The organism is Geodermatophilus sp. SYSU D00879 (genome assembly GCF_054050375.1).
In genome coordinates, this window is sequence record NZ_JBJGZF010000001.1 from 89,060 (window position 1) to 113,549 (window position 24,490).

Consider the following 24,490-nt stretch of genomic DNA (forward strand, 5'->3'; position numbering starts at 1 on the left):
CTCAGCGCACCGGGAAGTCGGTGCTGGCGGTGGTGGCGGTGAATTCGTCGAGCCGGACGCTGACGGCGACGGTCCAGGTGCCGGCGCCCGGGATCGACATCCCGTCGGCCACCCAGTGGCCGGGGCCGGCGGGCTCGAGGTCGACGTCGAGCGGGCCGATCTCCTGCTCGGGCTCGGTGAGCGTCACGCGCAGGTCGGCCGGCTGGGCCAGCCGGCCGTCGTCGTCGAACAGGTAGAGGTGCAGCGTGTTGGCGCCGGGGCGGGCCGGGTCGATCGACAGCTGGACGCTGCCGGACTCCCCCGCCGACGACTGCAGCGGCAGGGTGACGTCGACCGGCTGGGCGGCCGTCGCGCGGGCCGGCAAGGTGCCCACCAGCAGCGCGGACAGCACCAGCACGGCGGCGGCGACGGCGGCCTCGACCAGGATCGAGCGGCGCAGCGGCGCGACGTCCTCGACGGCGCCGCGGGCCTGCGCCTCGGCGCGGGCCCGGGCGGCCTCGGTGACCGCCGGCTCCTCGGCGCCGAGGCCCGGGGCGGCGAGGGCGTGCGCGGTCACCCGGCGGCGCCCGCCCGGCCGCGGCCGGGTGAGGCCGAGGTGCTGCTGCACCCACACCCGTGAGACGCCGGCGGCGGCCAGCAGCAGCAGGACCAGCGCGAGCTTGGCCAGCAGGATCCAGCCGTAGGTGGTGGAGACCAGCGCGGCCGGCGAGCCGACCTCGCGCACCGACTGGACGACGCCGGTGACCACCAGCGCGGCCACCGACCCGGAGGCGATCCGCGACCAGCGCGGCAGCGCCGCGGCCAGCTCGCCCGCCTCGACGCCGGGCCGCAGCAGCCCGGCCAGCAGCGCGGCCAGCCCGCCCAGCCACAGCGCCATGGCCGCGACGTGCACCGCGGTGACGGCGGTGGCGAACACCGGGACGCTGCCGGCCACCGGGTGCCCGACCGCCGCGGTGGTGAGGACGACGCCGGCGCCGAGGACGGCCGACCCCGCCGTCTCCGGCGGCTGCGGCGCGGTCCCCCGGCGCCACAGCGGCACCAGCAGCGCGGCGAGCAGCAGCGCGAGGGCGCCGCGGCCGAGCGTGGTCAGACCGTAGGCGGAGGAGCCGGTGGTGGACAGCAGCGCCGGGTCGAGCAGCGACCCGAGCCCCACCCCGCCCGTGTACGGGCCCTGCAGCAGGAAGGTGAGCACCGCGGCCCCGGCGACCGTCCCCAACCCGGCCGTGGTCAGCCGCCGCATCCGCCGCGAGGCCCAGCCGGCCGGCCAGCACAGCAGCAGGAAGGCGGGCACGCCCAGGCCCACGGCCTCGCCGGCGAACCCGAGGGCGCGCGCGGCCGGCAGCGCGGCGGCGACGAACGGGTCGGTGGCGGGGTCGGCGGCGACCGCCCCGGCGTCGGCGAGCTCGCCGTCGCCGACGACGAAGGCGTAGGCCCCGCTGACCGGGTGCGAGTCGGCGGAGACCACCCGGTAGGTGACGACGTAGCTGGCGTCGGGCAGGTCGCCGCGCAGCGGGATGCTGACCGTGTCGTCCTGCACCGAGGCGGCGCCGGTGTCCACGCGCGCGCCGTCGTCGCCGAGGACGCGGGCGTAGCCGGCGCCGAGGGACACGCCCTCGGTGAAGCGCAGGGTGACCTGGCCGGGCACCGCGTCCAGGCGGGCGCCCTCCCCCGGGTCGGTGGAGACCAGTTCGGCGTGCGCGGCGGCGGGGCCGGCGGTGGCCACGCCGAGGCCCAGCCAGCCGGCGAGCAGCACGAGCAGCAGCAGGGCCGGCCGCGGCGACCGGCGGGCTCCGACGGCGGTGCTCACGCGACCACCCGCCGGGCCGCCGCGGGCGCGGCCGCCCGCCGCTGCCGCCAGGCGACGACGGCGATCAGCACGACGCCGGCGAGCAGCAGCAGGTGCGCGGCGGCGCGGTCGGCGTGCACGTGCCCGGCCTGCAGGTCGCGCACCGTGGTGACGGTCAGCAGGACGGCGAAGGTGGCGAGGAACGGCAGCGCCCCCGCGGCCAGCCGGGGCGCGGCGGCGACGGCGAGGAAGGCGGCCGCGGCGGCGAGGTTCCACGCGCCGGTCTCGTGCGCCACGTGCACGGGCGCGCTCATCGCCGCGGTGCCGGCGGACAGCGCCGGCCACGCCAGGCCGGCCTGCGCCACGCCCACGGCGAGCAGCGCCAGCCGCAGCGCCGACCGCACCAGCCGGGCGCGCGCGGCCGCCGCGGTGCCGGGCAGCTGCCGCGGCAGCGCGCCGAGGACGGCGGCGGTGAGGTCGGGCACCGGCGGGGCGGGGGCCAGCCGCGCCCGGCGGGTCACCGCCTCCGCGGCGTCGGCCCACCCGGCGCACGCCGGGCACGCGGCGAGGTGGCGGTCCAGGTCGGCGGCGGGCACGCCGAGCGGCTCGCCGTCGAGTCGCGCGGAGACCGCCTCGCGGAAGGGGGCACACTGCATGTCGTCGTAGTCGTCACGGAGGGCCCGTCCGGTTCCCGGGACAGGCCCGGTTGTGACGGAGGGAACACGTGGACGAGCTCGCGCGGGTCGCGGCGGCCGCCGTCGACGGCGACCCCCTCGCCGCGGCCACCCTCGTGCGGTCCACCCAGTCCGACGTCTGGCGGCTGTGCGCCGCGCTCGGCGACCGGGACTCCGCCGACGACTTGACCCAGGAGACCTACGCCCGCGCCTTCGCCACGCTGCACCGCTTCGAGGGCCGCTCCTCGCTGCGGACGTGGCTGCTGGCGATCGCCCGGCGGGTCTGCGCCGACGCCGTCCGCTCGCGGCGCCGCCGGCGGCTCACCCTGGTCCGCGACGACGCCGACCTGGAGGCCCTCGGCCGCGGCGAGGACGCCGACCGGGTGGGCGAGGGCGCCGCCGTCACCGACCTGCTGGCCCGGCTGGACCCCGACCGCCGGGAGGCGTTCGCGCTGACCCAGCTGCTCGGGCTCTCCTACGCCGAGGCCGCCGAGGTGGCCGGCTGCCCGGTGGGCACCATCCGCTCGCGGGTCGCCCGCGCCCGGGCCGACCTGGTCGAGGCGCTCGGCGACGGCGCGCAGGAGGGGCCGGACGCAGCCCGCGGGTGAACCTGCGCTGAACCGCGCGTGAACGGGTACCTATGCTGCCCGACGGCCGTGCGACCGCTCATCCGCGGCGGGCGCCTCCCCGAACCCCGCCGATCCGGAGTCCCTTCGTGCCCTTCAGCCTGACCCCCAAGGACCAGAGCTTCTACACCCTGTTCAGCGACTCGGCGCAGAACCTGGTGTCGGCCACCGACGTCCTGGGCGAGTTCATCCACGACCACGCCCGCCGGCCCGAGCTCGCCGACCGGCTGCGCGACCTCGAGCACACCGGCGACCAGTCGACCCACGCGATCTTCCGGCAGCTGAACTCCAGCTTCGTGACGCCGTTCGACCGCGAGGACATCTACAGCCTGGCCAGCCACCTCGACGACGTCATGGACTTCGTGGAGGCCGCCGCCGACCTCGTGATCCTCACCGGGCTGGGCACCCTGCCGGCCGAGATGGGCCAGCAGACGGCGCTGCTGCAGCGCGCCGCGGAGACCACCGCCGAGGCGATGCCGCGGCTGCAGACGATGAAGGCCCTCCCCGACTACTGGATCGAGGTCAACCGCATCGAGAACGAGGCCGACAAGCTCTACCGGCGGCTGCTCTCCCGGCTCTACAGCGGCGAGTTCGAGGCGCTGGAGGTCCTCCGGCTCAAGGAGGTCGCCGACCAGCTCGAGGAGGCCGCCGACGCGTTCGAGAAGGTGGCCAACGTCGTCGAGTCCATCGCGGTCAAGGAGTCCTGAGCGTCGATGGACGCGACCTTCGTCGCGCTGGTCGTCATCGTCGTCGTCGCGCTGGCCTTCGACTACACCAACGGGTTCCACGACGCCGCCAACGCCATCGCCGTCGCCGTCTCCACCAAGGCGCTGACGCCGCGGGTGGCCCTGGCGCTGGCGGCGGTGATGAACCTGGTCGGCGCCCTGCTGTCCACCGAGGTCGCCAAGACCGTCGGCGCCGGGATCATCGAGGCGCCGACCGGGACCGGCGGACTGGAGATCGTCTTCGCCGCGCTGGTCGGCGCGATCGCGTGGAACCTCATCACCTGGTACTTCGGGCTGCCCTCGTCGTCCTCGCACGCGCTGATCGGCGGCCTGGTGGGCGCCGCGCTGGCCGCGGCCCACGACGTCCAGTGGCTGGGCGTCGTCGACAAGGTCGTCATCCCCATGGTCGTGTCGCCGCTGGTCGGCTTCGGCCTCGGCTACCTGTTCATGCTCGCCATCCTGTGGACCTTCCGGCGGGCCAACGTCACCCGCGCCAACCGCGGGTTCCGCTACGCGCAGATCGTCAGCTCCGCGACCATGGCGCTCGGCCACGGCCTGCAGGACGCCCAGAAGACGATGGGGATCATCACGCTGGCGCTGTTCACCGCCGGCGAGATCGACGACTTCGAGGTGCCGCTGTGGGTCGTGCTCGCCGCGGCCCTCGCGATCAGCGCGGGCACCTATGCCGGCGGGTTCCGGATCATGCGCACCCTGGGCCGGCGGATCATCCAGCTCACCCCCGCCGGCGGCTTCGCCGCGCAGACGGTCGCCTCCGGCGTCATGGTGACGACGGCGACCGTGTTCGCCGTGCCGGTCTCGACGACCCACATCACGACGACCTCGATCATGGGCGTCGGGTCGACGCGGCGGCTCTCGGCGGTCCGCTGGGGCGTGGCCGGCAACATCGTCGTCGCGTGGGTCGTCACCCTGCCGGCCGCCGGGGCGGTGGCCGCGCTGGCGTACCTCCTCACCGGCCTCGTCGTCGGCTGACGCCGCCGCTCCCCTGACCGGGGGGTCACCCCGCGACGCGCTCGCGGGGTGACCCCCGACTCGCCGACCCCCCGCTGGCATATCCCGATCGATCTGGTAGACATAGTCCTCGTGGCGGCGACGACGGTGCTCCTGGTGGGGCGGATCCACGTCGACCTGCTGCGCGTCTGCACGGCCACCTGTCCGGGCCGCTGACGCCCGCGCCCTCCCGGGCGCCTCTCCCCTCGCACGACCCGCGTCGAGTCGCGCCCTGACGCGCGCCCGCGGCCCGTCTCCCAGCCGGACAGGAGCCCCACCCTCGTGAAGACCTTGATCGTGCTCGCCCTCGCCGGGCTGGGCGCCCAGCTCGTCGACGGGAGCCTGGGCATGGCCTACGGCGTCACCTCGACGACGCTGCTGCTCGCCTTCGGCACCAACCCCGCCGCCGCCTCGGCGACCGTGCACTTCGCCGAGATCGGCACCAGCCTGATGTCGGGCGTCGCCCACTGGAAGTTCGGCAACGTCGACTGGAAGGTGGTCGCCAAGGTCGGCGTCCCCGGTGCCGTCGGCGCCTTCGTCGGCGCGAACGTCCTCTCCAGCCTCTCCACCGAGGTCGCCGCCCCGGTGATGTCGCTCATCCTGCTGTCCCTGGGCGTCTACCTGCTCGTCCGCTTCACCCTGCGGGGCATCGACCGTCGCAACATCGGCCGGCCGGTGCGCAAGCGCTTCCTCGCCCCGCTCGGTCTGGTGGCCGGCTTCGTCGACGCCACCGGCGGTGGCGGCTGGGGCCCGGTCGGCACCCCGGCGCTGCTGGCCAGCGGCCGCATGGAGCCGCGCAAGGTCATCGGCTCGATCGACACCTCCGAGTTCCTCGTCGCGCTGGCCGCCAGCCTGGGCTTCCTCCTCGCGCTCGGGTCGCAGGGCATCGACTTCGTGTGGGCGCTGGGCCTGCTCGCCGGCGGCCTGGTGGCCGCGCCGATCGCCGCCTGGCTGGTCCGGCACGTGCCGCCGCGGCTGCTCGGCTCCCTGGTCGGCGGCATGATCATCCTGACCAACACCCGCACGCTGCTGCGCAGCGAGTGGATCGACGCCTCCGACCCGGTCCGCTACGCGGTCTACGCGGTCATCTACCTGGTCTGGGCCGCCGCCGTCGCCCACTCCTTCCGCCAGTACCGCAAGGACCGCGTGCAGGAGTCGGCCGACGCCCTCGCCGCCGAGGCCGCCCGCCTGGCCGAGGACGAGCACCTGCACGCGCCGGACGCGGCGGACGCCGCGGACCTCGAGCGCAGCCTCCGCGCCGGCCGCCCCGCGGACCCGCGCGACTGAGCAAGGACCTCTCGGGAGGCCCCGTCCGGCAGCCGCCGGGCGGGGCCTCCCGGCGTCTCAGCGGCCGCCCAGCAGCCGCGCCTCGAGCTCCCCGGGGAGGCCGGGCTCGGGCAGGCCGTGCGGCGTGGGCAGCCGCTCGGGGTCCTGCCGCAGCCAGGCCCAGGTGTCGGCGACGGTCTCGCGGACCGGCCGGCTGGGCAGCCCCAGCGACCGCGCGCGAGTCGTGTCGACGTCCCACGCCGTCGCCGCCGTCTCCCGGGGCAGCCAGAACGGCAGGTGCAGCCAGGGCTCCACGCCGGCGGCCAGCAGGTCCTCCTCCGGCACCGGGACGAGCTCCGCGTCGCTGCCGGTGACCTCCCGGCACGTCTCCAGCAGCCCGCCCAGGGTCGTCATCCCGGCCGGGCCGGTGGCGTTGACCGGGCCGTCCTGCCCGCGCGCGGCCATCTCGACCAGCCAGCCGGCCAGGTCGCGGACGTCGACCAGCGCGATCGGCTGCTCCAGCGCGTCGGGGACGATCACGCGGCCGCCGCGGGCGATCCGCTGCAGCCACCACGGCAGCCGGCGGACGTTGTCGTGCGGGCCGAGGATGAGACCGGCGCGGGCGGTGAGGAACCGCCCCGGCAGCGCCGCGCCCAGCACCCGCTCCGCGTACGCCTTGTTCGGGCCGTAGTCGTCGTCGGGGGTGTCCCAGGTGGGGTCGTCCTCGCCGCGGATCGGGCCCGGCGGCCAGGTCGAGTAGGCGTTGAGGCTGCTGACGAACGCGTAGGCGCGCACGCCGGCCAGGGCGGCCGCGGCGGAGTCGGCGGCCGGGCGGGTCTGGCAGGAGGTGTCGACGACGACCTCCGGCGTCCAGCCGTCCAGGGCGCGCGGGAGGGCGGCGGGGTCGTCGCGGTCGCCGTGCAGCGGGCGGACGCCGTCGGGCGGCGCGCCGGTGAGGCCGCGGCTGAACGTGGCGACGTCGTGGCCGCGGTCGAGGGCCGCCGTCGCCACGTGCCGGCCGAGGAAGTGGGTGCCGCCGAGGACGAGGAGTCGCACGCGCCCACCCCAGCGGAGCCGCTCCCCCGCCGTCCACCCGGTTCGCGGACGGCGGAAGCGTCCTAGACCGCGCGGGTGACCACCGGGAGGTCGGGCACCTGCGGCAGCGGCTGGGAGCGGGCCGCGGCGAGCACCATCTGCGGCGACCGGGGCAGGCCCCGCCGGGTGCACAGCCGCAGCGCGCGCACGCCGGTGATGACGTCGGTCTCCGGCGGGACGACCAGCAGGTCCGCGCGCCGGTTGCCGCCGGCCCAGCTCAGGCACACGACGCCGGGGTCCATGCTGCGGAACCCGCCGGTGCGCACCACCCGGCCGTCGACGACGACCTTGCGCGGCGCCGGCAGCCACGAGTCCAGCGCGTAGGTGAAGCGCTCGATCCGCACCCCGCGGCGGTCGAGCGCGGCGATCAGCTCGGGCACCTCGACGGCGAGGTCACGACCGCGCGGGAACCAGGCCCCGTCGAAGGCGTTCTCCCCCGACCCGGCGTCGGCCCGCAGGCTCACGCGCACGTCGATGCCCCCGCGGAACACCCCCGTGGTCCCCGTCGCCTCCGTGGGCGTCATCAGCAGTCCCGCCTCCCGCTCAGCGTGCTGCGGGCTCGCGTCCGGGCCCACCGGGCGACGGTAGGTCGGCGCGCCGCGGGGTCCCGGCGCGCCGCGGCCGGGCCTGTCGCGCCCCGACGGCCGGTCATCACCACCGGTCACGATCCGGTCACGGCAGCCCGCGGGCGCTTCCGCGGAGATGCGCAGGAGCCCCCGCCCGGCGGACCGGACGGGGGCTCCTGTGCTGTCGGCCTCAGGCCTTGGGCTTGCGGTTCTTCGCCTTGCCGCGCTCGTTCTGGTCGAGGATGACCTTGCGCACGCGGACGGCGGCCGGCGTCACCTCGACGCACTCGTCCTCGGCACAGAACTCCAGCGCCTGCTCGAGGTTGAGGACCTTCGGCGGCACCAGGCGCTCGAGCTCCTCCGCGGTCGAGGACCGCATGTTGGTGAGCTTCTTCTCCTTGGTGATGTTGACGTCCATGTCGTCGGGCCGGGAGTTCTCCCCGACGATCATGCCCTCGTACACCTCGGTGCCCGGGGCGACCATCATCTGGCCGCGCTCCTGCAGCGAGAACATCGCGTACGACGTCGCCACGCCCTGCCGGTCGGCCACCAGGGAGCCGGTCGGGCGGGCGCGCATGTCGCCCATCCACGGCTCGTAGCCCTCGAGGTTGTGGTTGAGGACGCCGGTGCCGCGGGTCTCGGTGAGGAACTCGGTGCGGAACCCGATGAGGCCGCGCGAGGGGACGACGTACTCCATCCGCGCCCAGCCGGTGTCGTGGTGCACCAGGTTCTCCATGCGCCCGCGGCGGGAGGCCAGCGCCTGGGTCAGCGTGCCGACGTACTCGCCCGGGGTGTCGATGGTGACCCGCTCGACCGGCTCGTGCAGCTTGCCGTCGATCTCCTTGGTGACCACCTGCGGGCGGCCGACGGTGAGCTCGAACTCCTCGCGGCGCAGCTGCTCGACGAGGATGGCCAGCGCCAGCTCGCCGCGGCCCTGCATCTCCCAGGTGTCGGGGCGCTCGGTGGGCAGCATGCGCACCGAGACGTTGCCGACCAGCTCCTGGTCGAGGCGGTTCTTGATCAGCCGGGCGGTGAGCTTCTTGCCCGACTTGCCCGAGATCGGCGAGGTGTTGATGCCGATGGTGATCGAGATCGACGGCTCGTCGACGGTCAGTGGCGGCAGCGGCCGCGGGTCGTTCGGGTCGGCGAGGGTGTCGCCGATCATGACGTCCTCGATGCCGGCGATCGCGACGAGGTCGCCGGGGCCCGCGCTGTCGGCCGGGGTGCGGGTGAGGCCCTCGGTGACCAGCAGCTCGGTGATCTTGACGTTCTTGACGCTGCCGTCGGTGCGGCACCAGGCGACGGTCTGGCCGTTCTTCATCGTGCCGGAGTGGATGCGCAGCAGCGCCAGCCGGCCGAGGTAGGGCGAGGCGTCGAGGTTGGTGACCTGCGCGCGCAGCGGCTCCTCGGCGTCGTAGGTCGGCGCCGGGATGGTCTCCAGCAGCGTCTTGACCAGCGGCGCGAGGTCGGGGCTGTCCGGCGAGGTGCCGTCGGCGGGCCGGGTGAGCGACGCCCGCCCTTCCTTGCCGTTGCAGTAGACGATCGGGAACTCGAGGGCGTCGGTGTCCAGGCCGTTGTCCTCGAGCAGCTCCATGAACAGCTCGTAGGTCTCGTCGACGACCTCGGCGATGCGCGCGTCGGACCGGTCGGTCTTGTTGACCACGAGGATGACCGGCATCCCCTTGCCGAGCGCCTTGCGGAGCACGAAGCGGGTCTGCGGCAGCGGGCCCTCGGAGGAGTCCACGAGCAGCACGACGCCGTCGACCATGGACAGGCCGCGCTCGACCTCGCCGCCGAAGTCGGCGTGGCCGGGGGTGTCGACGATGTTCACCGTCACCGGGTTGCCGTTCTCGTCGGCCAGCCGGATGGCGGTGTTCTTGGCCAGGATGGTGATCCCGCGCTCGCGCTCGAGGTCCATCGAGTCCATGACGCGGTCCTGCGTCGTGTCGGCGTCGGTCCCCTCGCCCTTGGCGCGGCCGAGCGCGCCGGCCTGGCGGAGGAGGGCGTCGACCAGGGTGGTTTTGCCGTGGTCGACGTGGGCGATGATCGCCACGTTGCGCAGGTCGTCGCGGGTGGGCATGCGGAAGGGCACCTCAGGGAGAGTCAGGGGGGATCCCGCGGCGGCGGCGCTCGCGGTACCACGGACAACGGCCGCCGGCCCGGCGACCTTCCCACCTTAGGTGGTCAGCGCGCGGTGACCTCCGCCTGCGGCCGGTCTGCCACCGCGTACGTCACCCCTGCGGCGGCGATCGTGACCAGACTCACCGCCAGCCAGGCCGGCACCCCGGCGCCGAGGGCCAGCACGTGCGCCAGGACGAACGCGCCGACGTAGAGCGCGCCGAGCCCGAGGGCGACCGCCACGCCGCGGCGCTGCACCCACAGCCAGGCCGCGCCGAGCCCGCCGGCGAGGAACACCGCCCCGCCCAGCGCCCGGACGCCGGTGCCCTGCGCGACGCCGAAGCCGGCCGCGAGCCCCACGGCGACGAGGACGGCGGAGGACAGCCGGGTGCGGGCGCGGGTGAGCGCGGACGTCGTCATGACCCCCAGTGTCCCCGGAGGGGCACCGCACGATCAGGTGGGCTGATCGTGCGGCGTCCTGGCCGACCGTGGACGGTGAGCCCGGACGCGCGGAGGTGAGCCCGGACGCGCGGAGGTGAGCCCGGACGCGCGAGGGCCCCGGACGCGCAGCTGCGCGTCCGGGGCCCTCGGGAGCGGATCAGGCGGTGCGGAGCACGGCCTCGATCTCGAGCTCGACGTCGATCTTGTCGCCGACGACGACGCCGCCGCCGTCCATCGGCATGTCGATGTCGACGCCGAAGGCCTTGCGGGAGATGGAGGTCTTGGCGCTGAAGCCGGCGCGGTAGCCGCCGTAGGCGTCGGGGCCGAAGCCGTTGAGCTCGAGGGCCAGCGTGACCGGCTTGGTGATGCCCTTGATGGTCAGGTCGCCCTGGACGGTCCAGTCCTCGCCGTCGGCGACGACGCCGGTCGAGCGGAAGGTCATGACCGTGTGGTTGCCGACGTCGAAGAAGTCGGCGGAGCGGATGTGCGCGTCGCGCTGCTCCTGGCGGGTGTCGATCGAGTCCATGTCGATCGTGGCGTTGACCGAGGAGGCGGCCGGGTCCTCGGCGGTGACGATCTCGCCCGAGAACTTCGTGAAGTAGCCGCGGACCTTGCTCACCATCATGTGGCGGACGGAGAAGCCGACGGTGGAGTGGGTCGCGTCGATGTCCCAGGTGCCGGCGACGTAGCCGGGGATCTGGACGGCGGTGGTGCTGGTCATGGGAGGGACCTCTCGGTGGTTGAGCGTTTGAGCTTCCGCGGTCCGTAGCGTAGTTGAGCGCTTGACTATTCCGCCAGTACCCTGACGGACATGACGACACAGGTGTCACCCGGAGCGGGGGCTGCCGCCGGGCTGCCCGCCGGGGAGCCGCGCTGGCTCGACGCCGAGGAGCAGAAGGCCTGGCGTGCCTGGCTCTACAGCACGCAGCTGCTCAACGACCGGCTCGACCGAGAGCTCATGCGGGCCACCGGCATCCCGCACACCTACTACGAGATCCTCGTCCAGCTGTCGGAGACACCCGGCCGGCAGATGCGGATGAGCGAGCTGGCCGACCGCTGCCTGTCCTCGCGCAGCCGGCTCTCGCACGCGGTGTCCCGGCTCGAGGAGCGCGGCTGGGTGCGCCGGCAGGTCTGCGCCGAGGACGGGCGCGGGCTGCTCGCCGTCCTCACCGACGAGGGCTTCGCCGCCCTGGAGGGCGCCGCGCCGATCCACGTCGAGGGCGTGCGCACCCACCTGTTCGACCAGCTCACCCCCGAGCAGGTCGCGGCGATGCGGGACATCGGCGAGACGCTGCTGCGGCACCTGAACGAGGAGTAGCCGCCTCCTCCCGTGGTCCGACGGGCGGGTCCTCCCCCGGGTGGACGACGGGGCGCGACGGGCTGCCTAGGGTCGGGCCCGACATGGACGGCCCCCTGCTCGAGCACCTGACGACGGCGCTGCGCTCCCGGCCGTTCGCCGTCGACGTCGCCCTCACGGCCGCGCTGGCCCTGGTGCCCCTCGTGACCTTCAGCGGCTCCTCCGGCGAGGGCCCGGCGTTCGTCGTCAGCCTGCTGCTGCTGGCGCCGCTGGCCTGGCGCCGCCGGGCCCCGGTCCCGGCCGCCGCCGCGGTGGCCGTCGCCGGGCTGGTCGAGCTGGCCACCGTGGAGGTGTTCCTGCCGGCCAACGTCGCCGCGCTGGTCATGGTGCACGCCCTGGCCGCCTACGCCCCGCGCTGGGCCAGCCGCGCCGGACTGGTCCTCGGCCTGGTCGGTGCCCTCCTCGCGGCGCTGCGGTGGACCCCGGCCGCGTCCCTCGACTCGCTGGTCGTCCCCGCCGGTGCCATCGCCGTCTCCGTCGTCGCGGCCTGGGCCCTGGGCCGGCTGCGCCGCTCCCGGCTGGGCGAGATCGCCGGCCTGGCCGAGCGGGCACGCCTGCTGGAGATCGAGCGGGACCAGGAGATGCGGCTGGCCGCCACCGCCGAGCGGGCCCGCATCGCCCGCGAGATGCACGACGTCGTGGCGCACTCGCTGTCGGTGGTCATCGCCCAGGCCGACGGCGGCCGCTACGCCGGGCGCACCGACCCCGCGGCGGCCACCGGCGCGCTGGAGGCGATCGCCGCCACCGGCCGCCAGGCGCTCACCGACATGCGCGCCCTGCTCGGCGTGCTGCGGGAGGACCGGGCCGGGGAGTACGCGCCGCAGCCCGACGTCGCCGCGGTCCCCGTCCTCGTCGACGACGTCCGGGCCAGCGGGCTCGACGTCGACCTGCTGGTGGAGGGCGAGCCGCGGCCGATGGCGGCCGGTCCGCAGCTGGCCGCCTACCGGATCGTGCAGGAGTCGCTGACCAACGTGCTCAAGCACGCCGGGCCGACCGGGCGGGCGTGGGTGCGGCTGCACTGGCGCCCGGACTCCCTCGAGCTGTCGGTGCTCGACGACGGCCGCGGCGCGGCGGCGGCCCTGGCCGAGGGCGACGGGCACGGGCAGGGGCTGCGCGGCATGCACGAGCGGGCGCAGCTGCACCGCGGGCGGCTGGAGGCCGGCCCTCGCGCCGGCGGCGGCTGGCGGGTGCACGCGGTCCTGCCGCTCGGGGGCACGCGGTGATCCGGGTGGTGCTCGTCGACGACCAGCAGATGGTCCGCGCCGGGTTCCGCATGGTCATCGACTCCCAGCCCGACCTGACCGTCGTCGGGGAGGCCGGCGACGGCGCCGCGGCGGTGGACCTGCTGCGCGCCACGGCGGCCGACGTCGTGCTGATGGACGTCCGCATGCCCGGCACCGACGGCATCGAGGCGACCCGGCAGGTGACCGCGCTGCCCGCCCCGCCGCGGGTGGTCGTGCTGACCACCTTCGACCTCGACGAGTACGTCGTCGCCGCGATCGGCGCCGGGGCCAGCGGCTTCCTGCTCAAGGACGCGCCGCCGGAGGAGATGCTGGCCGCCGTCCGCACGGTGCACGCCGGCGACTCGGTGATCGCGGCCAGCTCCACCCGGCGGCTGCTGCAGCACGTGGCGCCGATGCTGCGCGGGGCCGGGTCGGCCCCCGCGCCGGCGACCGAGCTGACCGAGCTCACGCCGCGCGAGCGCGAGGTGCTCGTGCAGATGGCGCTCGGCGCCACCAACACCGAGATCGCGCAGCGGCTGTTCGTCAGCGAGGCGACGGTGAAGACGCACGTCGGGCGGGTGCTGGCGAAGACCGGCTCGCGCGACCGCGTGCAGGCCGTCGTCCTCGCCTACCGCACCGGGCTGGTCTCCCCCGCCGACCTCCTCCGCGACGCCTGAGGCCCGTCCCCGAGGACGTACGACCGGGGCGTGACGCGGGGGTCCGCCCGCGGGGGCAGGGACGGCGGACGCGGGATCACCGCTGACGACGACGCGGGACGACGGCACGGACCACGAGGGTGTCCGTCGTCCCCAGAAGCGATCCGCGGAGGTCCCCGTGTCCGTCCCCGTCATGACCGTCCCCGGCGAGCCGCCGGCGTCGGTGTCGTCCGCCGCCGTCCGCGCCACCGGCCTGACCAAGGTGTACGGCTCCGGTGAGGCTCGGGTCGTCGCGCTGGACGGCGTCGACGTCACCTTCGCCCGCGGCGGGTTCACCGCGATCATGGGCCCGTCCGGCTCGGGCAAGTCGACGCTCATGCACTGCCTCGCCGGCCTGGACACCGCCACCTCCGGGCAGGTTTTCCTCGGCGACACCGAGCTGACCCGCCTGCGCGACGACGAGCTGACCCGGCTGCGCCGCGACCGGATCGGCTTCGTGTTCCAGGCCTTCAACCTGCTGCCGGTGCTCGACGCCCGGGAGAACGTCGTGCTGCCGATGCAGTTGGCCGGCCGCCGTCCCGACCCGGCCTGGTTCGACGCCGTGGTCGCCCGGCTGGGCCTGCGCGAGCGGCTGCGGCACCGCCCGTCGGAGCTGTCCGGCGGCCAGCAGCAGCGGGTGGCCATCGCCCGGGCGCTGCTCCCCCGGCCCGACGTCGTCTTCGCCGACGAGCCCACCGGCAACCTCGACTCCCGGGCCGGCGCCGAGGTGCTCGACCTGCTGCGCAGCAGCGTCCGCGAGACCGGTCAGACCGTCGTCATGGTCACCCACGACCCGACCGCGGCCTCCTACGCCGACCGCGTCGTGCTGCTCGCCGACGGCCGCCCCGCCGGGGAGATCGAGCGGCCCACCGCCGCGTCCGTGCTCGAGGCGCTCCGCGGGCTCGGGGGCTGACCGGTGCTGTCCACCACCCTCGCGGGGCTGCGCGCGCACCTGCCGCGGCTGGTCGCGTCCTGCCTGGCCGTGGTCCTCGCGGTGGCCTTCGTGGTCGCCACGCTCGTGCTCAACGAGACCACCCGCAGCACCGTGCTCACCGCCGCCGGCGCCCGCTACCTCGGCGCGGACGCCGTGGTCACCTCCGACGACGGCGGCTCGCTGCTGGACGACGTCCCCGCGCTCACCGCCCTGGACGGCGTCCGGGCCGTGGCGCCGGAGTGGGAGACCTCGGTGCAGGCGGTCGCGCCCGGCCGCACCGGCGCGCAGTACCTGCTCGTCGGCGCGGTCGCCGACGACCCCGCGCTGCGCTGGCAGCGGCTGGCCGACGGCGCGCTGCCCGACCGGCCCGGCGAGGTCGCCGTCAGCGAGCGCGTCGGCGCGGACGTCGGCGACGTGCTCCAGGTGACCGGCACCGCCCCGGACGGCACGCAGACCTCCACCCCCGTGACCGTCACCGGGGTGGTCGACCTCGGCGGCGACCCCGAGGCCGGCCTCCACGGCCGCGCGTGGGCCACCCCGGACCAGGTGCGCGAGTGGGGCGCGGCCGACCCGGTCGAGCTGCGGGTCGCCGGCGTCCCGGGGACCGACGCCGACGCTCTGGCCGCCGCGGTGCGCGACGCGCTCGCCGGGCAGGCGCTGACCGTGCGCACGGGCACCGAGCAGGCCGAGGACCGCGCGGCGTCGATGCTCGGCAACGCCACCGCGCTGGCCGCCGTGCTGCTGGTGTTCGGCACCGTGGCGGTCGTCGTCGCGGGGCTGGTCATCGCCAACACCTTCGCCGTGCTGCTCGCCCAGCGCACCCGCGAGCTGGCGCTGCTGCGCTGCGTCGGCGCCACCGCCCGGCAGGTGCGCCGGGGCGTGCTGGTCGAGGCCGCGGTCACCGGGCTGGCCGCCTCGGCGGTCGGCGTGGGGGCCGGTGTCGGGCTGGCCGCCGCGGTGTCCGCGCTCGCCGACGGCACGGACTCCCCCGTGCCGCTGTCCGGGCTGGCCGTGCCGCTCACCGCGGTCCTCGCGGGGCTGGCCGTCGGCACGCTGACCACCCTGCTGGCCGCCCTCGCCCCGGCCCGCGCGGCGACCCGGGTGGCGCCGCTGGCCGCGCTGCGCCCGCTCGACCCCGCACCCCTGCGCTCCCGTCCGGGCGTGCTCCGCCTGGTGCTCGGGCTGCTCCTGCTCGTGCCCGGGGCGGGGCTGCTCGCGCTCGGCGTGGCGGTGTCCACGGTGTTCGTCGCGCTGCCCGGCGGCGTGGTGAGCTTCCTGGGCGTGGTCCTGCTCGCCCAGCGCGCGGTGCCGCCGGTGGTCCGCGCGGCGGGCCGCCTGGTGTCCCGCGTCGGCGGGGTGCCGGCCCGGCTGGCGGCCGGGAACGCCACGCGCAACCCCCGCCGCACGGCCGCGACGGCGACCGCGCTGCTCATCGGCGTCACGCTGACCACCGCGATGGTGGTGGGCACCGCGTCCACCCGGGCGACGGCGACCGCCGGGCTGGCCGCCGCCTACCCCGCCGACGTCGTCGTCGAGGGGCTCGCCGGGGAGTTGCCGGCGTCCCTGCTGGACCGGCTCGGGGAGCTGGACGGCGTCGCGACCGGCACCGCGCTCACCACCGCCGAGCCCGTCGGCCCCGACGGGCAGCCGTGGCGGTCCTACGGCGTGGACGCCGCGACCGCCGTCCCGGCGCTGCGGTCGACGGCCGACCTGCGGCTGCCCCGGCCGGGCGAGGCGCTCGTCCCGGAGTGGCTGGCCGACTCCTGGTCGGTCGGCACGGGCGACCCGGTGCGGCTGGCCCTCGACGGCCGCGCGCTCACGCTGCGCGCGGAGGTCGTCGACGGGGACGCGCCGCTGCTGCTCGACGGCGCCGACCTCGCCGCCCTCGCCCCGGACGCCGCGGTCGGCCAGCTGTGGCTGCGGCTGGACGACGCCGACGCCGACGCGCAGTCCGCCGTCGTCGACACGGTCACCGACACGGTCGGGACGGCGGTGCCCGAGGCGCAGGTGACGGGCGTCGTGAGCCTGCGCCTGCAGATGGACCGGGTGCTCGACGTGCTGCTGCTCGTGGTCACCGACCTGCTCGGCGTCGCGGTGGTCATCGCGCTCATCGGGGTGGGCAACACGCTGGCGCTGTCGGTGGTGGAGCGGCGGCAGGAGAACGGCCTGCTGCGCGCGATGGGGCTGACCCGCGGCCAGCTGCGCGGGCTGCTCGCGTGGGAGGCGGTGCTGGTCTCGGGGGTGGCCGCGGTGCTCGGCGTCGTCCTCGGCGGGGTCTACGGGGTGAGCGGCACCGCGTCGGTGCTGGGCATGGCCGGCGAGGTCGTGGTCGCGGTGCCGTGGCTGCAGGTCGGCGGCATCGTCGTCGTCGCGACGCTGGCCGGGCTGCTGTCCTCGGTGCTGCCCGCCCGCCGCGCGGCCCGCACCGCCCCCGTCGCCGCCATCGCCGCGGTCTGAGCGTGCACTTCCGCGGATGTGCCCCGGGCACGTCCGCGGAAGTGCACGTCAGGGGCGGACGTCGTCGGGCGGGGCGGGCCAGGGCGGGACGCCGGCCACCGGGCCCTCCCCCAGCGGCGTGGCGAACGCCGGCGCGCGCTTGGCGAGGAAGGCGGCCACGCCCTCGGCGGCGTCGGGACCGCGGCCGAGCTCGGCCAGCGCCCGCGACTCGAGCCGGTGCGCGTCCCACGGCGAGGGCGCCCCGAGCATCGACCACAGCATCTGCCGGGCCGCGGCGACCGCCACCCCGGAGGTGTTGTCGGCGATCTCCCGGGCCAGGTCGAGCGCGGCGGGCAGCAGGTCGGCATCGGGGACCACCCGGCTGACCAGCCCGCCGCGCAGCGCCTCGGCGGCGCCGAACACCCGGCCGGTGGCCACCCACTCCACCGCCTGGCTGATGCCGACCACCCGCGGCAGGAACCACGTCGACGCCGCCTCCGGGGTGATGCCGCGGCGGGCAAAGACGAAGCCGAAGCGGGCGGACTCCGCGGCGATCCGCACGTCCATCGGCAGGACCATCGTCGCGCCGATGCCGACCGCCGGGCCGTTGACCGCGGCGATCACCGGCTTGCGCAGCGCGGCGAACGGCAGCGACGCGACGCCGCCCCAGTCCCGTGCGACGCCGTCGACGGTGCCCTGCGCCGGCGGGCCCTCGCCGCGGTCGCGGTCGGCGAAGGTCCCCGAGCCCGCGCCGAGGTCGGCGCCGGCGCAGAACGCCCGCCCCTCCCCGGTGACGACGACGACCCGCACCGCCTCGTCGGCGTCCGCGGCCGCCGCGGCCCGGCCGAGCTCGGCGGCCATCACCGGGGTGAAGGCGTTGAGCCGGTCGGGCCGGGACAGGGTGATCGTGGCGACCCGGTCGGCGACGTCGTACCGGAGCTGCTCGAACGTCATCCCAGGGCGCCGGCCTCGGCGAGCCGGGCGACGGTGTCGAGGTGCTCGGCGGCGTCCCCGAGCAGCAGCCGGTCCACCTTGGCGCGGCGCCAGTACAGGTGCGCGTCGTGCTCCCAGGTGAACCCGGTGCCGCCGTGGACCTGGATCGCCGTCTCGGTGGCCCGCTCGGCGACCTCGGCGGCGTAGGCCTTGGCGGCGGCCGCGGCCAGCGGGAGCTCGGCCGGCGAGGAGTCGGCCGCCCACGCCGCCCACCACACCAGCGAGCGCAGCTGGTCCACGCCCACCCACGCGTCGACCAGCATGTGCTTGACCGCCTGGTAGGAGCCGATGACCCGGCCGAACGCCTCCCGCTGGCGGGCGTAGTCCACGGCCATCTGCACCGCGCGGTCGGCCGCGCCGAGGTCCTCGGCGGCCAGGACCACCGCGCCCACCCGGCGGGCCCGCGCCCACAGCTGCCCGGCGTCCTCGGCGAGCACCCGGCGGGAGGTCATCCGCACCGAGGCCAGCCCGCGGGTGGCGTCCATCGGCCGGCCCGGGGTCACCTCGCCCTCGCCGACGACGAGCGCGCCGTCGTCGAGGCCGAGGAACAGCGTGGCGTCGGCGGCGTCCAGCGAGGGCGCGGAGCCGGTGACCGGCCCGTCGAGGACGGCGAGCGCGGCGGACCCGTCGGCCAGCTGCGCGGCCAGGTCGGGCGCGGACCCCAGCAGCACCGCGGCGCGCGCGGCGGTGACCAGCGAGGGCCCGGCCAGCACCGCGCCGGCCTGCTCGGCGACGACGGCGAGGTCGAGCACGCTCCCGCCGGCGCCGCCCGCGGACTCCGGCACCGTGATGCCGAGGAAGCCGATGTCGGCCAGCGCCTTGCGCCCGGGGCCCGGGACGCCGGCGCCCTCGAGCGCCGCGCGGGCGGCGGCCGGGGTGACCGAGCCGGTGAAGAACTCGCGCGCGCCGGCGGCGGCCGCGCGCTGGTCGTCGGACAGGTCGAAGTTCACCGGGCACCTCCGGAGAACGGCGCGGTCTTGTCGGTGCGGGGTTCCGGCGGCAGGCCGAGCACCCGCTCGCCGAGGATGTTGCGCAGCACCTGGTCGGTGCCGCCGGCGATCGCGATGCCCGGCACGTAGGCCTGCGCGCGCTGCCAGGTGTCGTCGCCGTCGGCGGTGGCGCCGTACACGGCGTCGTCGCCGAGCAGGCGGACGCCGGCGTCGGTCACCAGCCGGGCCGCGGCGGTGCCGCCGAGCTTGCCGGCGCTGGCCTCCGGGCCGGGCACGCCGCCCTGCGACAGCGTGGTGAACCGGCGGTAGCCGGTGTACCGGGCGGCCAGCGAGGCGACCAGCGCCCGCCCGACCGCCTGCCGGGCCAGCGCCCGCCGCTCCGGGTCGAGCGCGGGCAGCCGGTCGCGCGCGTGCGCGGCCAGCGACTCCGGCGCCGGGCCGATGTCGCTGCCGGCGCCGCCGATCGCGACCCGCTCGTTCATCAGCGTGGTCAGCGCGACCCGCCAGCCCTCGCCGGGCTCGCCGAGCCGCTCGGCATCGGGGATGCGGACGTCGTCGAAGAAGACCTCGTTGAAGTCCGCGCCGCCGCTCATCTGGCGCAGCGGCCGGACGGTCACGCCCGGCGCGTGCATGTCGACGACGAACATCGTCAGCCCGGCGTGCTTGGGCCGGGCCGGGTCGGTGCGGGTGAGCAGGATGCCGAAGTCGGCGACGTGCGCGAGCGTCGTCCAGACCTTCTGGCCGTTCACCACCCAGTCCTCGCCGTCGCGGACGGCGGAGGTGCGCAGCGCCGCGAGGTCCGAGCCGGAGCCGGGCTCGCTGAACAGCTGGCACCAGACGTCGTCGGCGCGCAGCAGCCGGGCCAGGTAGCGGGAGCGCTGGTCGTCGCTGCCGTGCGCGATCACCGTGGGCCCGCACATGCCGATGCCGATGTGGTTGATCAGCGTGGGGACGCGGGCGCGGGCCAGCTCCTGGACCACGATCGCCTGCTGCACCAGCGTGCCGCCCTGGCCGCCGTACTCCCGCGGCCACGTGACGCCGACCAGCCCCGCCTCGGCCAGCACCCGCTGGGTGGCCCGCAGCTCCGCCTCGCGGGAGCGCGCGTCGACCGGCTCCCCCGGCGAGACGTGCAGCAGCTCGGACGCGTGCTCGTCGAGCACGGTGCGGACGTGCGCCCGGTAGGACGCCTCCTCGGGGGTGTCGTCGAAGTCCACCCGGTACCTCCTCGTCGTCGAGCAGTACGGGCCGCAGCGTGACAGCGGTCACCCTCGACGGTCAACGGTGACTGTTCAGCGGCGCGCCGGGGCCCTAGCCTGCGGCGCGTGAGCGCCGAACCCCTCCCGGACGACGGCCCGCGCAGCCGGTCGACCCGCACGGCCGACAGCCGGGCGCTGATCCTCGACGCCGCCGTCGCGTGCCTGGTCGAGTCCGGGTACGCCGGCGCCTCCACCCTGGCCGTGCAGGCCCGGGCCGGGGTGTCCCGCGGCCGGCTGCTGCACCACTTCCCCTCCCGCGCCGAACTGCTGGTCGCCGCCGCCGGCCACCTGTCGAGCACGCTGCTGGCCGGGGTGGAGGAGCGCGCGGCGGCGGTCATGGCCGACGAGCCGGCCGGGCCCGAGCGGATCGACCGGGCGATCGACCTCATGTGGGCGACGTTCCAGGAGCCGCCGTTCTGGGCGGCGATGGAGCTGTGGGTGGCCGCCCGCACCGACCCGCAGCTGCGGGCGGCGCTGCGGGTCGAGGAGCGCCGGCTGCGGGCGGCGATCCGCCGGGTGGCCGACGGGATCTGGGGCCCGCGGATCGCCTCGGCGCCGCGCTACGCCGAGGTGTGCGAGCTGCTGTTCACCAGCATGCGCGGGGTGGCCTGCGTGTACGCCTTCGAGGAGCGGCCCGCCGCCACCGACCCGCACCTCACCCTCTGGAAGGGGCTCGCCGCGCGGATGCTCACGCCGTCCTCCTGACGGTCAGGGTTGACCGCCCCCTGCCACCCCGCCAGCATGACGCAGGTCACACCCGGCGGCGGTGCAGGAGGAACCCGTGGACGACCCGACCCCCTGGCTGCAGGGGCGCGGCATGACGATCGCCGACCAGCTCGCCCGCTGGGCCCGGCGTACCCCCGACGCGGTGGCCGTGCGCTTCTCGGGCACCGGCCGCACGTACGCCGAGCTCGACGAGCGGGTCACCCGGCTGGCGCGGGCGCTGGCCGACCGGGGCGTGACCGCGGGCGACCGGGTGGCGGTGCTGGGGCTCAACGGGATCGAGGTCTGGGAGTCCTACCTCGCCGGCGTGCGGCTGGGCGCGATCGTCGTCCCGGTCAACTTCCGGCTGGTCGCCGACGAGGTGGCCTACGTGCTCACCGACAGCGGGGCGGCCGCCCTCGTGGTCGATCCCGCGCTGGCCGGCGTGGCGGCCAAGGCGCGCGAGCAGGCGCCCGGCGTGCACACCGTCCTGACCATCGGCCAGGACTACGAGGACGCGCTCGCGGCGGCGTCGGCCGAGCCGCTCGACGTCGAGGTCGACGAGGCGGCGCCGGCGTTCATCATGTACACCTCCGGCACCACCGGCCGACCCAAGGGCGCCGTCCTCACCCACCACAACCTGCTCATGCACGTGTTCAGCCAGGTGGCCACCCTCGGGGTGGGCCCGGACGACCGGGTCGGCGCGCCGGGGGCGCCGCTGTTCCACATCGCCGGGCTGGCCGGCGGGCTGCCGCCGCTGCTGCTCGGCGGCACCCACGTCGTCCTCGCCTCCGGCGGCTTCGACCCGGTGGCCGTGCTCGACCTCATCGAGCGGGAGCGGATCTCCAACCTGTTCCTCGTGCCGGCGATGTGGGCGGCCGTGGTGGCGGTGCCGGGGATCGCCGAGCGCGACCTGTCCTGCCTCAAGCGGATCTCCTGGGGCGCGGCGCCGGCGTCGACCACCCTGCTGCGGTCGATGATCGACACGTTCCCGCAGGCCGAGGTGGTCACCGCCTTCGGCCAGACCGAGTGCAGCCCGGTCACCTGCCTGCTGCGCGGCGAGGACTCGATCCGCAAGATCGGCTCGGTCGGGACGCCGATGCTCAACGTCGAGGTCCGCGTCGTCGACGACGCCATGCAGGACGTGCCGCGCGGCGAGGTCGGCGAGATCGTCTACCGCAGCCCGATGGTGATGAAGGAGTACTGGGGCAAGCCGGAGGCGACGGCGGAGGCGTTCGCCGGCGGCTGGTTCCACTCCGGCGACCTGGTGCGCGAGGACGAGGACGGCTACTTCTACGTCGTCGACCGCAAGAAGGACATGATCATCAGCGGCGGCGAGAACGTGTACTGCGCCGAGGTGGAGGACGCGCTCGCCGCCCACCCCGGCATCGCCGAGGTCGCGCTGATCGGGGTGCCCGACCCGCGCTGGGGCGAGGCGCCGCTGGCGGTGATCGCGCCGCGGGACCCGGAGAACCCGCCCACCCCCGCAGAGCTGTCGGCCTGGTGCGGCGAGCGGCTGGCCCGCTACAAGCACCCGCGGGAGTACTCGGTGGTGTCCGCGCTGCCGCGCAACCCCAGCGGCAAGGTGCTCAAGACCGCGCTGCGGGAGGAGCACCGCGCCGGCTCGCTGGTCTCCGACCCCGCCGTCTGATGGAGGACCCCCGCGCCCCCTGCCGCTCGCACGCTCGCGGCGGGCCCCCGCGCGGGGGCCGCTCCAGCACGTCACCTGTGCGGTGTGCACATCCGTGGATGTGCACACCGCTGCGTGACAGCGGATGTGAGCTGTACCACGCTGACGAGGCCCTGTTCCGGACGGAAGGACACGCATGACCGCCACGCACCCTGCGCCCACTGACGCCGCGCAGGAGCCCGCCGCCAGCTGGCCGCCGGGCCTGCCCCGCTCGCTGGAGTACCCGCCGGTGCCGGTCGGGTCGATCCTGCGCGCGGCGGTGCGCCGCTGGGGCACGCGGACGGCGTTCGTCGACCACGACGTCGAGCTGACCTTCGAGGAGCTCGGCGCGCGGGCCGCCGCGGTCGCCAACTGGCTGGCCGACCACGGCGTGGGCCGCGGCGACGTCGTCGCGGTGCACATCCCGAACTGCCGCCAGTACCCGGCCGTCTACTACGGCGTGGTGATGGCCGGCGCCGTCTTCTCCCCCACCAACCCGCTGCTGCCCGCCGCCGACCTCGCCGCCCAGCTCACCGACGCCGGCGCCAAGGTCCTGGTCACCTGGGACCAGGTGCTGCCGTTCGTGCGCGGCGCGCTCGAGGCCACGCCGGTGCAGACCGTCGTCGTCACCGGGGAGGCGCACACCCTCGACTTCGCCGCCCGGCTCGAGGGCCTGCAGGCCTCCGACGTCGACCTGGCCGACCTGCTGGGCGCCGACCCCACCGACCGGCACCTCGACGCCGGGCTCGACCCCGCCGCCGACCTCGCGCACCTGGCCTACACCGGCGGCACGACCGGGGTGAGCAAGGGCGTGGAGCTGCCGCACCGCAACGTGGTCACCAACGTGCTGCAGTCCTCGTGCTGGACCTCGGGCTCGCTGCCCGAGCTCGACGAGGCCGGGGACGTCACGATCCGCCAGGTGCTCGGCGAGGACGAGTGCCCGACCCGGCTCGGCGAGGCCGTGCTGATCAACCTGACGCCGTGGTTCCACGCCATGGGCGCGATCGGCTACCTCAACGGCATGGTCATGGGCGGCACCACCACCGTGATCCACATGCGCTTCGACCCGGTGAAGTACGTCGAGGACGCGCAGCGGTACCGGGTGACCAGCATCGGCGGCGCCCCGCCGGTGTTCGTCGCGCTGCTGCAGGTGCCCGCGTTCGCCGAGCAGGACTGGTCGCACGTCCGTGGCGTGTCCAGCGGCGCCGCGCCGCTGCCGGTGTCGCTGATCGAGCGGCTGCAGGCGCTGCTGCCCAACGCGGTCATCGGCGAGGGCTACGGCCTGACCGAGGTCACGATGATGGCCACCGGCAACCCGACGTTCCGCTCGGGCACCCGCAAGGCCGGCACCGTCGGCGTGCCGATCTTCGACACCGAGATCACCATCCGGCCGCTCGGCGGCGGGGACCCACTGCCCGCCGGCGAGCGCGGCGAGGTGTGCATCCGCGGCCCGCAGGTCATGCGCGGCTACGCGCACCGGCCCGAGGCGACCGCGGAGGCGATCGACGCCGACGGCTGGTTCCACAGCGGCGACGTCGGGATCCTCGACGAGGACGGCTTCCTGGCGATCGTCGACCGCACCAAGGACATGCTGCTCTACAAGGGCTACAACGTGTTCCCCCGCGAGCTGGAGGAGATCCTCTTCGGCGTGCCGGGCGTGGCCGGCGCCGCGGTCGTCGGCCGGCCCGACGAGGCGGCCGGGGAGCTGCCGGTGGCCTACGTCGTCCGCAAGGCCGACGACGCCGGGGCGGCGCTGACCGCCGAGTCGGTGATGGCCGCGGTCAACGACCGGGTCACCCACTACAAGCGGCTGCGCGACGTCGTCTTCATCGACGCCATCCCCGTGTCGGCGGCGGGCAAGGTCCTCAAGCGCGAGCTGGCCGCCCGCGAGCGCGAGGCGGTGGCCGGCGGCTGACCCGATCGGGGCGGTGCGCGCCGGCATCCCGGTGCGCACCGCCCCTGCTCGCTAT

22 protein-coding genes are annotated in these 24,490 nt (G+C 75.9%); 12 read left to right on the forward strand and 10 right to left on the reverse strand.

The window, feature by feature from the left end; translation table 11 throughout:
* Position 1: 1 nt before the first annotated feature.
* Together ACI79B_RS00445 and ACI79B_RS00450 are read right to left on the reverse strand one after the other, a co-directional pair.
* The gene (locus ACI79B_RS00445; protein WP_456926127.1) at positions 2–1,807 is read right to left on the reverse strand and encodes a copper resistance CopC/CopD family protein; all 1,806 of its coding nucleotides are present in this window, start codon (positions 1,805–1,807) and stop codon (positions 2–4) included.
* Positions 1,804–2,442 carry a zf-HC2 domain-containing protein gene (locus ACI79B_RS00450; protein WP_456926128.1) on the reverse strand — a complete coding sequence of 213 codons (639 nt, stop codon included), beginning with the start codon at positions 2,440–2,442 and terminating at the stop codon, positions 1,804–1,806. Before ACI79B_RS00450 ends, ACI79B_RS00445 begins: the two co-directional genes overlap by 4 nt.
* 68 nt (positions 2,443–2,510) lie before the next feature.
* Between ACI79B_RS00450 and ACI79B_RS00455 the strand changes: the two genes are divergently transcribed.
* From ACI79B_RS00455 to ACI79B_RS00470, 4 genes are all read left to right on the forward strand, one after another.
* Positions 2,511–3,068 carry a sigma-70 family RNA polymerase sigma factor gene (locus ACI79B_RS00455; protein WP_456926129.1) on the forward strand — a complete coding sequence of 186 codons (558 nt, stop codon included), beginning with the start codon at positions 2,511–2,513 and terminating at the stop codon, positions 3,066–3,068.
* Positions 3,069–3,175: 107 nt separating this feature from the next.
* Positions 3,176–3,793 carry a DUF47 domain-containing protein gene (locus tag ACI79B_RS00460; protein WP_456926130.1) on the forward strand — a complete coding sequence of 206 codons (618 nt, stop codon included), beginning with the start codon at positions 3,176–3,178 and terminating at the stop codon, positions 3,791–3,793.
* A 6-nt stretch (positions 3,794–3,799) separates the two neighbouring features.
* Positions 3,800–4,801 (forward strand): anion permease, encoded by a 1,002-nt coding sequence (locus tag ACI79B_RS00465; protein WP_456926131.1) that lies wholly within the window; start codon positions 3,800–3,802, stop codon positions 4,799–4,801.
* A 300-nt stretch (positions 4,802–5,101) separates the two neighbouring features.
* On the forward strand, positions 5,102–6,106 hold the full coding sequence (locus tag ACI79B_RS00470; RefSeq protein WP_456926132.1) for a sulfite exporter TauE/SafE family protein: 1,005 nt from the start codon (positions 5,102–5,104) through the stop codon (positions 6,104–6,106).
* Between the two features lie 57 nt (positions 6,107–6,163).
* Here the strand turns inward: ACI79B_RS00470 and ACI79B_RS00475 are convergent, their stop codons facing one another.
* The 5 genes from ACI79B_RS00475 to ACI79B_RS00495 all read right to left on the reverse strand — a co-directional run bounded on the left by ACI79B_RS00475 (position 6,164) and on the right by ACI79B_RS00495 (position 11,026).
* Positions 6,164–7,141, reverse strand: a complete 978-nt coding sequence (locus tag ACI79B_RS00475; RefSeq protein ID WP_456926133.1) for an NAD-dependent epimerase/dehydratase family protein — start codon at positions 7,139–7,141, stop codon at positions 6,164–6,166.
* A 62-nt stretch (positions 7,142–7,203) separates the two neighbouring features.
* Positions 7,204–7,704: a DUF5994 family protein gene (locus ACI79B_RS00480; RefSeq protein ID WP_456926134.1), complete on the reverse strand. Its 501-nt coding sequence runs from the start codon at positions 7,702–7,704 to the stop codon at positions 7,204–7,206.
* A gap of 232 nt (positions 7,705–7,936) precedes the next feature.
* Complete coding sequence (gene typA / locus ACI79B_RS00485; protein WP_456926135.1) at positions 7,937–9,826, reverse strand: translational GTPase TypA; 1,890 nt, start codon at positions 9,824–9,826, stop codon at positions 7,937–7,939.
* 104 nt (positions 9,827–9,930) lie between these two features.
* Positions 9,931–10,284, reverse strand: a complete 354-nt coding sequence (locus ACI79B_RS00490) for a hypothetical protein (RefSeq protein WP_456926136.1) — start codon at positions 10,282–10,284, stop codon at positions 9,931–9,933.
* A 178-nt stretch (positions 10,285–10,462) separates the two neighbouring features.
* Positions 10,463–11,026, reverse strand: coding sequence for a YceI family protein (locus tag ACI79B_RS00495; RefSeq protein ID WP_456926138.1), 564 nt, complete (start codon positions 11,024–11,026; stop codon positions 10,463–10,465).
* 90 nt (positions 11,027–11,116) lie between these two features.
* On the opposite strand from ACI79B_RS00495, the gene ACI79B_RS00500 reads away from it, so the two are divergent.
* From ACI79B_RS00500 to ACI79B_RS00520, 5 genes are all read left to right on the forward strand, one after another.
* Positions 11,117–11,623, forward strand: a complete 507-nt coding sequence (locus tag ACI79B_RS00500) for a MarR family winged helix-turn-helix transcriptional regulator (RefSeq protein ID WP_456926139.1) — start codon at positions 11,117–11,119, stop codon at positions 11,621–11,623.
* Between the two features lie 83 nt (positions 11,624–11,706).
* On the forward strand, positions 11,707–12,885 hold the full coding sequence (locus tag ACI79B_RS00505; protein WP_456926141.1) for a sensor histidine kinase: 1,179 nt from the start codon (positions 11,707–11,709) through the stop codon (positions 12,883–12,885).
* 5 nt (positions 12,886–12,890) lie between these two features.
* Positions 12,891–13,562 carry a response regulator gene (locus tag ACI79B_RS00510; RefSeq protein WP_456926142.1) on the forward strand — a complete coding sequence of 224 codons (672 nt, stop codon included), beginning with the start codon at positions 12,891–12,893 and terminating at the stop codon, positions 13,560–13,562.
* Positions 13,563–13,719: 157 nt separating this feature from the next.
* The gene (locus ACI79B_RS00515; RefSeq protein ID WP_456926143.1) at positions 13,720–14,493 is read left to right on the forward strand and encodes an ABC transporter ATP-binding protein; all 774 of its coding nucleotides are present in this window, start codon (positions 13,720–13,722) and stop codon (positions 14,491–14,493) included.
* A 3-nt stretch (positions 14,494–14,496) separates the two neighbouring features.
* Positions 14,497–16,971, forward strand: coding sequence for an FtsX-like permease family protein (locus tag ACI79B_RS00520; RefSeq protein ID WP_456926144.1), 2,475 nt, complete (start codon positions 14,497–14,499; stop codon positions 16,969–16,971).
* A gap of 48 nt (positions 16,972–17,019) precedes the next feature.
* Here ACI79B_RS00520 and ACI79B_RS00525 read toward each other — a convergent pair whose 3' ends face one another.
* The 3 genes from ACI79B_RS00525 to ACI79B_RS00535 are packed head-to-tail and all read right to left on the reverse strand — an operon-like array spanning position 17,020 to position 20,107.
* Positions 17,020–17,904, reverse strand: a complete 885-nt coding sequence (locus tag ACI79B_RS00525; protein WP_456926145.1) for an enoyl-CoA hydratase-related protein — start codon at positions 17,902–17,904, stop codon at positions 17,020–17,022.
* Positions 17,901–18,893 (reverse strand): acyl-CoA dehydrogenase family protein, encoded by a 993-nt coding sequence (locus ACI79B_RS00530; protein WP_456926146.1) that lies wholly within the window; start codon positions 18,891–18,893, stop codon positions 17,901–17,903. Before ACI79B_RS00530 ends, ACI79B_RS00525 begins: the two co-directional genes overlap by 4 nt.
* Positions 18,890–20,107, reverse strand: coding sequence for an acyl-CoA dehydrogenase family protein (locus tag ACI79B_RS00535; protein ID WP_456926147.1), 1,218 nt, complete (start codon positions 20,105–20,107; stop codon positions 18,890–18,892). Before ACI79B_RS00535 ends, ACI79B_RS00530 begins: the two co-directional genes overlap by 4 nt.
* Before the next feature lie 108 nt (positions 20,108–20,215).
* Between ACI79B_RS00535 and ACI79B_RS00540 the strand changes: the two genes are divergently transcribed.
* The 3 genes from ACI79B_RS00540 to ACI79B_RS00550 all read left to right on the forward strand — a co-directional run bounded on the left by ACI79B_RS00540 (position 20,216) and on the right by ACI79B_RS00550 (position 24,435).
* Positions 20,216–20,854 carry a TetR/AcrR family transcriptional regulator gene (locus tag ACI79B_RS00540; protein ID WP_456926148.1) on the forward strand — a complete coding sequence of 213 codons (639 nt, stop codon included), beginning with the start codon at positions 20,216–20,218 and terminating at the stop codon, positions 20,852–20,854.
* Between the two features lie 76 nt (positions 20,855–20,930).
* Entirely contained in the window at positions 20,931–22,502 is a 1,572-nt protein-coding gene (locus ACI79B_RS00545) for a long-chain-fatty-acid--CoA ligase (RefSeq protein ID WP_456926149.1), read from the forward strand.
* A gap of 175 nt (positions 22,503–22,677) precedes the next feature.
* On the forward strand, positions 22,678–24,435 hold the full coding sequence (locus tag ACI79B_RS00550) for a class I adenylate-forming enzyme family protein (protein ID WP_456926150.1): 1,758 nt from the start codon (positions 22,678–22,680) through the stop codon (positions 24,433–24,435).
* Positions 24,436–24,490: the final 55 nt, after the last annotated feature.